At 39.9% G+C, this 14,121-nt stretch carries 12 protein-coding genes; 5 read left to right on the forward strand and 7 right to left on the reverse strand.

Annotation, left to right across the window (positions count from 1 at the left end; genetic code table 11):
- The first annotated feature begins 76 nt into the window (after positions 1–76).
- Entirely contained in the window at positions 77–1,012 is a 936-nt protein-coding gene (gene hprK / locus BANVL01_RS23655) for an HPr(Ser) kinase/phosphatase (protein ID WP_066082807.1), read from the forward strand.
- A gap of 117 nt (positions 1,013–1,129) precedes the next feature.
- On the opposite strand, the gene BANVL01_RS23660 is transcribed toward hprK, so the two are convergent.
- From BANVL01_RS23660 to BANVL01_RS23670, 3 genes are read right to left on the reverse strand one after another with little or no spacing between them, the layout of a single operon-like run.
- Positions 1,130–3,004, reverse strand: a complete 1,875-nt coding sequence (locus BANVL01_RS23660) for a PTS fructose transporter subunit IIABC (protein WP_066082809.1) — start codon at positions 3,002–3,004, stop codon at positions 1,130–1,132.
- A gap of 15 nt (positions 3,005–3,019) precedes the next feature.
- Positions 3,020–3,934: a 1-phosphofructokinase gene (pfkB, locus tag BANVL01_RS23665; RefSeq protein WP_066082812.1), complete on the reverse strand. Its 915-nt coding sequence runs from the start codon at positions 3,932–3,934 to the stop codon at positions 3,020–3,022.
- Positions 3,931–4,680 carry a DeoR/GlpR family DNA-binding transcription regulator gene (locus BANVL01_RS23670; protein WP_066082814.1) on the reverse strand — a complete coding sequence of 250 codons (750 nt, stop codon included), beginning with the start codon at positions 4,678–4,680 and terminating at the stop codon, positions 3,931–3,933. Before BANVL01_RS23670 ends, pfkB begins: the two co-directional genes overlap by 4 nt.
- A gap of 331 nt (positions 4,681–5,011) precedes the next feature.
- Between BANVL01_RS23670 and BANVL01_RS23675 the strand changes: the two genes are divergently transcribed.
- Together BANVL01_RS23675 and BANVL01_RS23680 are read left to right on the forward strand one after the other, a co-directional pair.
- The gene (locus tag BANVL01_RS23675; RefSeq protein ID WP_066082816.1) at positions 5,012–5,809 is read left to right on the forward strand and encodes an ABC transporter substrate-binding protein; all 798 of its coding nucleotides are present in this window, start codon (positions 5,012–5,014) and stop codon (positions 5,807–5,809) included.
- A gap of 87 nt (positions 5,810–5,896) precedes the next feature.
- On the forward strand, positions 5,897–6,088 hold the full coding sequence (locus BANVL01_RS23680; protein ID WP_066082818.1) for a hypothetical protein: 192 nt from the start codon (positions 5,897–5,899) through the stop codon (positions 6,086–6,088).
- Positions 6,089–6,229: 141 nt separating this feature from the next.
- Here the strand turns inward: BANVL01_RS23680 and BANVL01_RS23685 are convergent, their stop codons facing one another.
- Positions 6,230–7,996, reverse strand: coding sequence for an ABC transporter ATP-binding protein (locus BANVL01_RS23685; RefSeq protein WP_082805123.1), 1,767 nt, complete (start codon positions 7,994–7,996; stop codon positions 6,230–6,232).
- 438 nt (positions 7,997–8,434) lie between these two features.
- On the opposite strand from BANVL01_RS23685, the gene BANVL01_RS23690 reads away from it, so the two are divergent.
- Entirely contained in the window at positions 8,435–9,286 is an 852-nt protein-coding gene (locus BANVL01_RS23690; protein WP_066082821.1) for an alpha/beta hydrolase, read from the forward strand.
- A 186-nt stretch (positions 9,287–9,472) separates the two neighbouring features.
- Here BANVL01_RS23690 and BANVL01_RS23695 read toward each other — a convergent pair whose 3' ends face one another.
- From BANVL01_RS23695 to BANVL01_RS23705, 3 genes are all read right to left on the reverse strand, one after another.
- A complete protein-coding gene (locus BANVL01_RS23695) occupies positions 9,473–10,774 on the reverse strand; it encodes an NCS2 family permease (RefSeq protein WP_066082823.1) in 1,302 nt (433 codons plus the stop codon).
- Between the two features lie 107 nt (positions 10,775–10,881).
- The gene (locus tag BANVL01_RS23700; RefSeq protein WP_235845738.1) at positions 10,882–11,922 is read right to left on the reverse strand and encodes a winged helix DNA-binding domain-containing protein; all 1,041 of its coding nucleotides are present in this window, start codon (positions 11,920–11,922) and stop codon (positions 10,882–10,884) included.
- A 129-nt stretch (positions 11,923–12,051) separates the two neighbouring features.
- Positions 12,052–12,576, reverse strand: coding sequence for a DinB family protein (locus BANVL01_RS23705; RefSeq protein WP_268874970.1), 525 nt, complete (start codon positions 12,574–12,576; stop codon positions 12,052–12,054).
- A 330-nt stretch (positions 12,577–12,906) separates the two neighbouring features.
- On the opposite strand from BANVL01_RS23705, the gene BANVL01_RS23710 reads away from it, so the two are divergent.
- Positions 12,907–14,112 (forward strand): hypothetical protein, encoded by a 1,206-nt coding sequence (locus BANVL01_RS23710; RefSeq protein WP_066082824.1) that lies wholly within the window; start codon positions 12,907–12,909, stop codon positions 14,110–14,112.
- The last annotated feature ends 9 nt before the right edge of the window (positions 14,113–14,121 follow it).

Here is a 14,121-nt window from a genome sequence, read left to right on the forward strand (position 1 = left end):
ATTTTTAACGTAATGACGATTTTGATGTTCTTAAGTATAATTCAAATATAAGGACTATTCTGGAGGTGAATATAGGGTGAAAAAAATAACAGTCGAAAACGTAGTTCGGAGGTTTTCATTGAAAGTAGTGGCCGGTGAAAGTCAACTGCAGAAAATAATAACGCAATCACGGGTACATCGTCCGGGCCTGGAATTTGTTGGCCATTTTGATTTTTTTCCGACAGAACGAGTTCAAATTTTAGGAAAAAAGGAAATTACCTATTTACATAAATTAAGTCATGAGGAACGGAAAATACGAATCGGAAATATCGTCCATTATCATCCGCCATGTTTTATCGTAACGGCTGGGGAAGAAGGACTTACCTATTTAACTCACCATTGTGTAGAACAGGGTATCCCCTTGTTAGTAACAAACAAGCCAGAGTCGACTTCAGATTTTATCACAAAATTGGATGCGTATTTGGTGAAGGAATTAGCACCTGAAATTGCTGTCCATGGAGTTTGTATGAATGTGTCCGGCATTGGGATCCTACTTCGTGGTCATTCAGGGGTAGGGAAAAGCGAGACGGCTCATACGTTAATTCGTCGCGGACACCGTCTGGTTGCTGATGATATTGTTGTCCTAAAGAAGCTCAGCCCGCAAACCATTCTTGGTACTCATGATGGAAAAACCAAGGAGTTTTTGGCTCTTCGCAGTATTGGGTTGTTGAATGTGGTTCGCTTGTACGGTCGTAAGGCATTTCAAGATGAATCACGTATTGCGCTAGATATTAATTTGACGAAATGGGAAAAAGATGCCTTGTATAATGATTTGGATCAGGAACTTCAATATATCGAATATATGGGCGTTAAGATTCCCTCCATGGAAATCCAACTCCAGCCTGGACGCGATGTGGCGGGGTTAATTGAGGCAGCCGCAAATAACTGGTATTTGAAGCAGCAAGGATACAGTGCGGCAGAAGAGTTCATGAGCAGGATTGAGGCTGATATTACAAGTTCCGGTACGGAATAACGATTAATGAAATTTGCTAGACTTATTAATTTAGAGTTCTCCTATTCTAACCGTAAGCGGGCTCAAAGTAAAAGCCCAATCCCCCACTTTAATCACAGGGAGATTGGGCTTTTTTAGTTAATTCGCGGGTACGGGCTTTTTCAAGATTCCCATTAATACGGCAGAAACAATCGCTCCAATTACAACTGCCAGCAGATACAGAAACCAATTGCCATCAACGAGGGGAATAACGAATACTCCTCCGTGCGGGGCACGAAGTCCAATACTAAACATCATCGATAACGCGCCGGTAACTGCTGAACCAGTCATAATGGAAGGGATCACTCGCAGTGGATCCGCTGCAGCAAATGGAATCGCTCCTTCTGTGATAAACGATAATCCCATAATATAGTTTACTTTTCCTGCTTCACGATCTTGTTGGCTAAACTTTTTCTTGAATAAGGTAGTTGCGATGGCAATTCCTAATGGAGGAACCATTCCAGCTGCCATGATTGCGGCCATTGGTTCGTAGACCCCATTTGCTAATAGACCAGTACCAAACACATAAGCAGCCTTGTTTACAGGGCCACCCATGTCAAAAGCCATCATGAGCCCTAAAATAATTCCTAGTAAAATAGCATTGCCAGTTCCTAGACCTGATAACCACTCAGAAATGGCTGTATTTAACGCGCCAACTGGCTTATTTATGACAAATAACATAATAAAACCTGTTAATGCAATTCCTAATAAAGGATAGATTAAGATCGTTTTAATTCCTTCAAGCGAAGATGGCAAACTAGCAAACAACTTTTTCAAGCCAACTACTAAATAACCTGCTAAGAAACCTGCCACAAGTCCACCTAAGAAACCTGCTCCGCCGCTTGACGCCATCATCCCTCCGACCATACCTGCAGCGAAACCTGGGCGGTCAGCAATACTCATGGCGATAAATCCTGCTAATACTGGAACCATTAATCCGAACGCATTTCCGCCACCAATCGTCATTAGCGCTTCAGCAATCGGATGAAAGCTTGGATCATCGGGATCAAAGGCATTGAAGCCAAACATGAAACTGATTGCAATTAAGATACCCCCGCCGACAACGAAAGGAAGCATGTTAGAAACACCGCTCATTAAGTGCTTATAAATGGTTGCTCCGATGCCCCTTCCTGATTGTTGACTTTCTTGACTAGACTTCCCACTTCCACGGTACAAGGGAGCATCTAGCTTTAATGCTCTCTCAATTAATTGCTGTGGTTTGCGGATTCCATCTGCAACGGCTGCCTCAATGACATGTTTTCCATTAAAACGGTTCATTTCAACATTCGTATCCGCTGCAACAATCACTGCGACAGCGTTTTCAATTTCTTCTGCCGTGAGGACATTTTTGGCACCGCCCGACCCGTTTGTCTCAACCTTAATATCAACACCCATTTCTGCTGCTTTTGCTTTTAATGCGTCTGCAGACATATACGTATGGGCGATACCCGTTGGACAAGCGGTTACGGCGACAATAAATTGTTTCTTTCCAGCCATTGACTGCTCAACTGGTTGTTCGTCTGTGTCATGGCGGTCAATGATACCTAGGACATCATTGGCTGATTTAGCTGCTAAAAGCTGGTTACGTACATCTTCCTTCATTAAAATAGAAGAGAGGCGAGCAAGTGCTTCTAAATGTGTATTGTTTGCTCCTTCTGTAGCTGCAATCATAAAGAAAAGATGAGCAGGTTGACCGTCGAGCGACTCAAAGTTTACGCCGCCGGTCGATCTCCCAAAAGCAATTGCCGCCTGCTTGACCGCGGTTGTTTTTGCATGGGGAATCGCAATTCCATCTCCAATCCCCGTTGTACTTTGTGCTTCTCTTTTAAAAATTTCCTTTTTAAAATCGAACCTATTTGTTAGTTTGCCGGCAGTGTCTAATACATGTACTAACTCTTCAATGGCATCAGATTTTTGAACACCTTTTAATGAAAGATTAATCGTGTCCTTGGTCAATAGCTCCGTTATTCTCATCTTCATTCTCCTTTTTTATGATTGCATTTTAATGGTTACCTGTGGAAGTAGACCTTCCGCTTTTTCACGGGTACATAAGCCAATGGAAAAAGCAGTAGCACTACCGGCTGCAACACTGAAACGAAAAGCTTCTTCAATCGATTTTGTTCTTGCATAAGTTGCGATAAATCCAGCTACAAGAGAATCTCCTGCACCGACAGAACTTATCACTTTCCCTTTAGGGACAGTGGCGATTAAGGTGATTTCGTTATTGATGAGTACGGCACCTTTTTCAGCAAGAGAAACAATCACATTTTGAACACCTTGTTTAATGAGCTCTTTTCCATATGGGATTACCTCTTCACAGGTTGTAATAACGGTATTGAATAAGTCTCCAAGCTCATGGTGATTCGGTTTAATCAAAAATGGTTTTAACGGGATCACTTTCCTTAATAAATCCCCCTCGGCATCGACGACAAATTTTGTTCCGTTTTCATTGCATATTTTCACAAGCTCTTCATAGGTATAATCGGGCATTGAAGCTGGGATGCTCCCTGCTAATACGAGAATATCTTCACTTGTAAGCCTGCGGATTTTACTCTTCAATGCTTCGTAGTTTTCCTTAGTAATGCTGGGTCCTTGTGCGTTTATTTCTGTTTCTGTTTCAGATTTAAGCTTTACATTTATCCGTGTATCTTCTTTAATTCGGACAAACTCTGCCTGGATATCTAGTGATTTTAAGAATCCTTCAATATAATCGCCGGTAAACCCTCCTAAAAATCCAAGGGCTTTACTGTCAACGTCCAATCTTTTTAATACCTGGGATACATTAATCCCTTTTCCACCAGGAAACTTAGCTTCATTGTTTGTTCGGTTTAATTCGCCCAAGGCTACTTGATCAAGTTCTATCATGTAATCAAGAGAAGGGTTTAAAGTTAATGTATAGATCATGAGGTCACAACCCTTATCTTTGTTTTATTAATAAATTGCTCTTCGATATCAAGGTCAATTTCATTTGTTATGATGGTTGCTAAATGTAAATCAGCTATTTTTGCAAAAGCTATTTCTGAAAACTTTGTTTCATCCGCTAATACATAAGCTTCTCGTGTTAAAGAAATCGCTTGTTGTTTGATCATTGCTTCTTCTTGATCTGGTGTTGTATAGCCAAATTGGGGGTGAATTCCATTTACTCCCATAAAGCATTTATCAAAACGATAATGTTCAAGACTTTCTAATGCTCCTCGACCTATCATGGCTTTTGTTGTTGGCTTTGCAAATCCACCGACTAAAAAGGTTTTTATATTTTTCTCGAGAAGTTCATTCGCATGCATAAGTCCATTTGTTACAACGACAATGTTAGTTGGAAGAAAAGGAATCATTTCAAAAACAGTTGATCCGGCATCTAAATAAATACAATCGCCCGCTTCTACTAAACTCCCGGCATACTGAGCGATCTGCCGTTTTGCTTGAAGGTTTTTGGAAGATTTCTCTGTCATGCTCGGTTCTTGGAGTTTCCCTTGGAGTCTTGCCGCACCGCCATGAACCCTCTTAAGAAATTTTCCTTGTTCTAACTGAGTTAAATCACGACGAATGGTTGATTCTGAAGCATTTGTTAAGTCTACGAGTTCCTGAATCTTGACTGAATTCTTTTCTTTTAACGCTTCTAAAATAATTTGATGGCGTTCTGACTCTAACATAATCCGCCCTCCTAAAACGCTTTCATTTTGTTATTAATATCATCATATGACATTTTATTTAATAAATCAATCAAAATCTTTCAGTTTCAATCAGATAATCATTCATTTTATTCCACATATGAGCAAATTCATTCACATCAATAAAATAACTGGTTAGATAAATAACTCAAACATTTAGGAGGGGAACTTGGGAATACTCCCCTAATTTAATTCACTTATAATATAATTAAAGTATATTGTAGGATTTTTCTGAAAGAGGATGTGAGATGAATGGAAGTGGCATAATCAAGTTAGCTAGACTTACTTGTTATTAGTAGACTGGGGGGATTCGATGACGCATTTTTTTTCTGATCATCTTGCTAGGAAGGTGAATCTTACGACTGTGCCCAAACGCATTATTTCCATTTGTCCTGCCATTACTGAGACACTCTTTGTCCTAGGTCTTGAAAAAGAAATAGTTGGCCGTACAAAATATTGCACTTTTCCTAAAGAGATGGTAGAAAACGTCCCAATCGTAGGCGGTACAAAAGAAGTGAATGTGGAAACCATACGTGATTTACAACCTGATCTTATACTGGCTGAAAAAGAAGAAAACACAAAAGAAATGGTGCTTGCACTTGAAAAAATTGCTCCTGTTTTTGTTATGGAGGTTCAAAGGATAGACGATTCCTACCGGCTGATAAAAACACTGGGATTACTGACAAATAGAGAAAAGGAAGCTAGCCTCCTCATCACATCCTGCAAAACATCCTTCCCTGACCCGTTATGTAAGGAAAATCTAAATGTTGCCTATGTTATCTGGAGAAAACCAAATATGGTGGTTGGCGGAACAACATATATTAATGATGTATTACATACACTTGGTTTCCAAAACCCCTTCGAAAAGGGAGAATCAAGGTATCCAATGGTTTCAAAAGAGGAGCTTGCAGATGCAAATCCTGATGTACTTTTGCTTGCTTCCGAACCATTTCCATTTCAAGAAAAACATATTGCAGAATTTCAATCATTTCTACCAAATACAAAAATCTTTTTAGTCGACGGCGAAATGTTTTGGTATGGAGCAAAAATGGTTAAAGCAGGGGTGTATTTAAAAAAATTAACAAAAGAAATAGAGAAGAGTATTGTGTAGGGGTTTTAATATAAAGAATTATTTATATAAAATTTAATCATGCTATACTTAGGGAACTAATAGGGGTTCTGAAAGGAGTTAAATATAGTGAAGTATATAAAATCGCAAATGCAACAGCTAATCAGGGATAATAAAGAATTGCATACACGCTTAAAAGAGTTGAAGGCAGAACATGGCCTTGAAAAAAACAATGCCCTCAAGGCTTTGTACCATTCAGAAGTTGCTGACGGGGGAAAGTACCAGTTAGCTTATCAAGCACTTGACCAGCCAAAAAAGTAGACTTACTTAAGACCTTGAGATGAACTCCAAGGAAATAGGTGCCTGACCCCCGCTCCGTTAAGGCTTTAACGCGCTGTGGGTCAGGCACCTTTTTGAAGGAATCTATCCCGTTCTATTAATTTAATATCGTTCCCTTTAATGCTATACCAATTGGAGTTGATTCAACTCATAAAACTGTCCTTTTTTAGACATTAATTCATTGTAGGTACCGAATTCTACACAACGCCCATTTTCGATAACAGCGATTTTATCAGCATTGCGAATTGTCGAAAGGCGGTGGGCTACAATAAACGTGGTCCGGCCCTGACATAAAACGTTTAAAGCTGCTTGGATTTTTTTCTCAGAATGACTATCTAATGCGGAGGTGGCCTCATCTAATATAATCACCTTTGGATTCCGAATTAACGCCCTGGCAATCGATACTCTTTGCCGCTGGCCGCCGGAAAGTTTATCCCCGTGTTCTCCAATGCTCGTATCCACACCATCAGGAAGCTTTTGAATAACATCCAATAAATTGGCGGCTTTTAAAACTCTTTCTAGTTCTTCTTCTTTAACAGAAGGCATCCCATAAGTAATATTTTGACGGATGCTTCCGGAAAATAGAATCGTTGTCTGGGGGACCACTGCCAAATGATTTCGAAATGACCGTAAATCAATCGAGGTCATATCGTGTCCGTCTAAAAGAATTTTCCCTTCGGTGGGTTGAATAAACCCAATGATCAAATTTAGGATGGTAGATTTACCTGATCCAGATTCCCCGACAAAAGCAATCGTTTCTCCTTGTCTAACCTCTAGGGTCAAATTATGGAGAATATTGTTATTGCCGCCGGGATAGTGATAACTAACATGTTGTAAAGTGAAATTTCCATTTACTTGTTTGAGTTTTGGTTTGTTTTCGTGATTTTCTACTTCTCCTGCCATTAAAATCTCGCCAATGGATTCGACCGATTCCATGCCTTTCGCAATAGTGGGGATCAATGTAATCATACTAGAAACGGAGTTTACTACTGTTGTAAAGTACGTTTGATACATTACCACTTCGCCGGGAGTAATCGAACCGCGATAGGCTAAGACACCAGTAAAAACTAAACAAATAATCTGAAAAAGTTGAAAACTAGCCCAACTAACCGAACCAAAAAAGGATTGAATAATGTCTAAGTGAAATCCTTTTATTAAGATTTGTTGGAATCGGTGATTTAAGCGCCGCTCCTCTTGTTTTTCTAACGCATGAGCCCGTGCAATAGGAACTAATTCAATCATTTCAATCACGTGGGCGGATGTTTTTTCCATTTCCCGACGAAATTCAGAGTTAGAGGTTTTAATTTTTTTACGGAAAGCGACAATAATCAAAGCGGATATCGGTACCGTTAACAGAAAAAATAAAAACACAGTAGGACTGTAATATAAGGTGATTCCTAATGCTACAAGTAGATTGATAAGAATATTTAAACCACTAACAAAAACCTGTGAAGAGAGTGTCTGAACAGCTTCAACATCTCGCATAATTTTAGATTGAAGGCGTCCTGACTGCATCTCCTTCTGATATGGAATCGAGAGTTCTTGTAACTTTTTAATAAGAGAGGCCCGCAATCCTGATTCTACAATACGAATAGCATAACTATGCAGTTTCGTATGATAATAGTTCGTTACAATGTTCTGCAGCACTAATATGAACAGAATAATCGCATTCAGGTAAATGGTACGAATACCATTTTCACTCTGTTTAGTTGCAGCATTGATCACATTCGCAATCGCAATTGGCATGACCCAAGAAGGGATATGTTTAATCGTAAAAAAGACAGAAGAATAAAATAGTCTTAAGTAATTTCCTTTATATAATCCTACCAGCACCTTAAAGGGGTTTTTTTGATTTTTGTTATAGATTTGTTGGACAAGTGATTCCTTCAAAGTACTCAACTCCCTATAAAGGTTGGAATGTGTTGATTAATTTCTATGATATATGCAAACGTTAACATTTTTATGTTAAATCAAAACAGTTTAAAATGCGGAATTTAATAATCTTTTATTTATATTATTTTTGTTAACGCTCACATTTTATAATCTAGCCCTAACCCTGTCAATAGTAAACAAAATGCACACGTGAAAAAGGTAGGAACAATAATTCACGCAAAATATGATAATATGATGTTATTATAATCAAAAAAAGCGGTGCCTGACCCCCGTTGCGTTAAAGCTTTAAACACTGGGGGTCAGGCACCTATTTTATGTTACTTTTTCATTGATTTATACTAAAATGAACTTAAAAAGCTTTCTAAGCGGGAAAAGTATTTTTGGCAATGACCAATACATTTTTTACGATTGTTAGCATCAGGAGGACTACTTGGAATGATATCAGAAGGGACATTTAATGGTGTCGATGGAATAGAGCTATTTTTTCGTGTGATCGAACCATTAACGGCTCCAAAAGCAGTAGTTATAGTAGTGCATGGACATGGGGATCATAGCGGAGGGCTACAAAATATTAGTTCAAGTCTGGTTGATAAAGAATATATTGTGTATGCCTTTGATTTGCGCGGTCATGGAAAAAGCGCTGGGAAAAGAGGATATATACAGTCTTGGGGTGAATTTAGAGGAGATTTACACGAGTTTCGAAAGCTCGTTTCTCTCGATCAGCCCGAATTGCCCTTGTATATCGTGGGACATAGCATTGGCGGTCTGATTACTCTCGAATATGCTTTGGAACAAAGTGCGGGTATTTCAGGAATTATGGCGATTTCTCCTGCCATCTCTTATGAAGTAACACCATTTGAGCAGTTAGGTATAAACCTAATGGGTAAAGTTAAACCAGATTTTAGAATCAAAAAACCAGGCAGGATTCGCTTGCTAAAGAAAAAATCAGCGATGCGAGCTAAATACGAATCTGACAGTTTACGTCACAATATCGTGACTCCTGGTTTAGGACGTAGCTTAATCCAAGCGATTTCACGGGTGGTAAATAAAGCACCGTCGATTACCCTGCCAATTCTATTGCAATACGGCCTGGATGATAAAATTACTCCCCCGACAAAGCTGCACCATTTCTTTAACCTTGTTTCCTCATCGGATAAACAACTATATGAATACCCTTCAGCTAGGCATCGTCCGTTTGATGAAGTAGGAAAAGAGAAGTTTTTAAGCGATTTAGTCGACTGGTTAGATCACCAGCTTGATAAACAACAAAAGCTGACTTACAGATAGTTTGGTTAAAGGGGCCTGTTAGAGCATGATTTTCAAAATGTAGGTTCCAAAATAAATAAAAAAGGTTCCTGACCCCGATGCGTTAAAGATTTAACATACTGGGGTCAGGAACCTTTTTGGTAGTTAAATAACCCATGAGTTGTCCAGCAGATTACTTAATTGCCAGGAAATGAGGAAGAATGTCCTTTAATGCTGCAGGAATGCCAGTTGATAAAAAAACAACAGCGCAAACAAGTAAAGCAGTGGATGGACTTCACGCCATTTGCCTTTCACTACTTTTAACAGCGGGTAGCTAATGAAACCCAGGGCGATTCCCGTTGATATGCTAGATGTGAGCGGCATGCTTAGGATAATTAAGAATGCTGGGAAGGCTTCTTCAAGTTTGTCCCAGCGGATTTTTGAGATGCTACCCATCATTAAGCTGCCAACAATAATGAGAGCTGGTGCGGTAATCGCAGAAAGACCGGAAACTGCGCCAACGAGCGGCCCAAAGAAGGCCGATAGAATAAACAGAATGGCAACTGTCAGGGAGGTTAAACCAGTCCGGCCGCCGGCAGCGACTCCTGAAGTCGACTCAATAAAAGCAGTTGTAGGGCTCGTTCCAAACATTGCGCCAATGGTAGTACCAACCGAATCGGAAAGTAAGGCTTTGCGGGCACGCGGTAATTTGTCGTTCTTCATTAACCCCGCCTGATTCGCGACACCAATCATGGTGCCAGTTGTGTCGAAAATCGTGACAAGAATGAAGGAAAATACAACGGTATAAAGGCTGTGCTGAATGACATCTGTCAGCGCTGTTATTGGATTGGCAACAATTAGTCCCTCGGGAAGGGAAGGGAACGACATAATTCCTTTGTCGAAGGAAAGTTGGTTTGTAAAGTAGGCGATTATGCCCGTAATGATCATTCCAAAAAATAAGGCACCATTCACCCCAAGTACCATTAATACAAGGGTGATGGCTAGTCCGACCAGCGCCAGAATTACTTCCGGAGAGTGAAGGTCCCCCAAAGTGACTAAGTTGGTCGGATGAGCCGTTATAATTTTTGTAAGGCGCAGGCCGATAAAAGCAATAAATAAGCCAATTCCAGCCGTAATCCCATGTTTCAGGTTCTCCGGGATTGCCTCCATTAATTTTTCCCGAAACGTAGTTAACGATAAAATGACAAAGATAATCCCAGCAACAAAAACAGCTGCAAAGGCCGTTTGGTAGGTGATTCCGTGATGGGCTCCGACAACGGAATAGGCAAAGTAAGCGTTAAGCCCCATCCCCGGAGCGATAGCGATGGGGTAATTGGCGAAAAGTGCCATCCAAAGTGTACCAACAACTGAGGCGATGATGGTCGCTGTGAAGACTTGTTCAAACGGAACACCTGCATCAGAGAGTATAATCGGGTTTACAACAACAATATAAACCATGGTGAAAAAGGTTGTGATTCCGGCAATTAATTCCGTTTTGGTATTTGTTTGATTTTCTTTTAACTTAAACATCAGTGTTTCCTCCAAAATACGAACTATTTTTTAAGAACCTATATATATTATTCGTTTTTAGATGGAATTTCAATAGTTAACTATTATTTTGCCCAATTCAATGGACTTCAAACAAACAGTATTTCACGGGAGCTTTCCTTGCCTTCTATAAAATCTAATAGTCGAGTTGCCTCATCCATTAATGCGTTGTGTTCCTCATCAGCAAGCTTTTTAAAGAGCTCAATAATGAGTCTCACAGTCCCTTTTTCTTTCTTTACTTTCCAAATCCCTGAGACGAAGCCATCAATGAGAATGGTTGGCCTGATGATTCCGTTCTTAGTAAATACTATGTTACGGTAGGTCTCATCAATGATTCGTTTCCGATCGGCATAGGATAGCAAAATGTTGTCAAAGCCTCCAAGGAATCTTGGTGGAGAGGGAGTGTTCTCATCAGGTCTTGGGGCGTTAGGAATGTCTATAAGTTCATTTCCATCGTTGTCATGGAATATAAAGAGCTGCGGTAGAAGTTGTTCTACTTTTTCTTTGAGCCGAGTGAGGCCCGACCAAGCCTGTATGTCCTGAATGGTAGCTGGACCAAATGAAGCTAGATAACGGAGTATTATATCATCGGTTGTCAATTTTGAGAGTGGCAGAGTGCCGATCCATGCTTCAGATGAAGTATGGACGGCCTTTCCGCTCTTACCCCAAATTCCACGAGGTGGCAATTGCACAAGTGGAACCATAGTCCGAACGACAGCTGCGAGAGCATCCGATTCAACATTCGGCCACTGTTTGCCTAATAGTTGGCCAAGTTCGCTAAATGTACGAGGTTTTGTTTCGACTAGAGTACGGCCAGCATCGGCAACGGCCAGAATATCCAAACCCGTTAGGTACTTTCCAAAAGAACTTTTTAAGCCGCTTTCTTGGACAGGCTGAACTAAGGGGCGCAATCTCATACCATCCTGGGATGACACCAAGTGGATGGTGGAGCGCATCAAGGCGAGGCGCACGACCTTTTTGTCTTGAATGAGATTGGATAGATCTTCTGGACGAAATTTTTCAAGCCGCGTCCAAAGACCAAAATAAGGGGCATTCGGGTCCTGAGCCTGTATCCCAACAAGATGCTCAATAGCATCTAATACCGGTATATTTACACGTGTTAGCAACATTTGCCTTGCAAGTAAAGCACGGTTCAAGGCCCGAGTGCTAAGGACTGGAGGCATCCCTTGCAAATTATCTTTGCTTTGAGCTTTATTACTTATCTTCAAATGTTAAGCCCCCTCATCATTTATAGCAGCTTATTCTACCTTAGCATTTTCTCTTTTATACAAATAAAGACCATAATCTTGCATCACCGATGAGTATCCAAGTTGTCTGAGCATTGTGGCAATATTACCACGGTGGTAATTTCCATGAGTAACAACGTGGAAAACTGATTCAGAAATAGACGTTTCCAATAATCCAGCATAAGGATTATTAACGACAATGACTTGATCCATATTTTCCTGATTGGCCAGAAATGATTTGTTTTTGAGGGACAGGCCGTCATAGAGGGATTCCATCTCTTCCAGGTCTTTTGATTCTAACTGGTCTTGTAATTGATTTGCCAAGACAAAAGCTTCATCCATAGTTTGACCGTTGATAATATCAAACCATGCTTGCTCAACGAGATAAATATGGGTTAACACTTTTGAAATTGTGGAAAAGCCACTTTGTATGTCTTGATGATAAATGTCCTTTGGAAGTTCTTTTAAGCGATCAATAATTTCCTTATTTGCCCAAATGTTGTAATCATACATATCTTTTGTGGGATTCTTTTTCAAGTTATTTCCTCCTTGTTCACCAATGGGTAATGATCAATATATGGTATATTATACCATTTATTTCAAGCGCATGCCTATAGTGTTTAATGTTGATATTATTGAATCAATTCCAAACAGCTTCCCAAAATAGTTGAAGTAAAAAAACAGAAATTCATAGTATTTTAAAATAATAAAATATTGAATTTGGTAACAATAGAGTTGTTGGGAACGGTTGCAATAAAAATTTAAATAGTTGCAATTGACAGAATAATAAAACTATACTACTATTTTAATATAAATTAAACCTTCGTGGCCCGAAAAAATACATCATAGAAAGTGAAGGTAATCGTTATGTCACAAATGCTAGCTTTAGTCATTGTTGTACTTATTCTATTAATTGGGGACTGGGTAGCAGTACGAACCAAAGCCTGGGTGCCGTCAATCTTTATCTCAGCCGTTTTATTTCTTATTGGTTATTGGACATTCTTTCCAAAGGAAATCGTTTCAGTAGCAGGGATACCGCCGGTTGTTGCAACCATGCTGATGTACCTGCTTATTACGAATATGGGAACATTGCTTTCTCTAAAGGAATTGAAGGAACAATGGAAAACCATTGTCATTGCCCTTTCGGGGATTATAGGGATTATTGTTCTATTGTTTGGGATTGGAACCTTTATTTATGGGTTTGAAACAATCGTTGTCGCCATCCCGCCATTGGTTGGCGGTGTAGTATCGGCGTTGATCATGTCTGAGGGGGCCAAGGAAGCGGGCCTCGCATCCCTATCGGTATTCGCTATCGTCATCTACGTTATGCAGGGGTTTGCAGGATATCCACTTACCTCAATCATGTTGAAAAAAGAAGGGAAAAGACTTCTTACCCAATATCGCCAGGGAGATATAGCAGTTAAAGGCCAACCTGAAGCGGATGCAGAAGTAGCAGCATCAGTTGAATCAGCTAAACCGGAACTTAAGCTATTTAAAAAGCTGCCTGAAAAATATAACACGGAGTACTTTAAGTTTTTTAGACTTGCTTTAGTTGCTTTTCTAGCCTACTTGGTTTCCTCTCTATTGGCACCTATTGTTTCTATTAGCCCGTTTGTTCTTTGCTTATTGTTTGGGATTATTGCAAAAAGCATTGGATTTCTGGAGAAGCAAGTCTTACAAAAGGCAAATGCATTTGGTTTTGCCTTAATGGGTCTTATGCTGTTTGTATTTGACGGGTTAAAACAAGCAACACCAAGTATGATGCTGGAAATTATTTATCCGCTTGTGGGTACAATTGTGATTGGCGTAATCGGTATGTACATCTTCTCCTTTATCGCAGGTAAAATCCTAAAAGTAAGCAAGGAAATGGCATTCGCAGTATCCTTAACTGCCCTTTATGGATTTCCAGCTGACTACATCATCACAAACGAAGTAATCAAATCATTAACAAATGATGAGAAAGAAAGAGAAATGCTGACAAGCCACATGCTGCCGCCAATGCTGGTCGGCGGGTTCATCACTGTTACGATTGTATCGGTTATACTGGCAGGCATCTTTGTGAAATTTTTATAAGAAAAGCGG

It is taken from the genome of Neobacillus novalis NBRC 102450, from assembly GCF_001591805.1.
GTDB classification, from domain to species: Bacteria; Bacillota; Bacilli; order Bacillales; family Cytobacillaceae; genus Neobacillus; species Neobacillus novalis.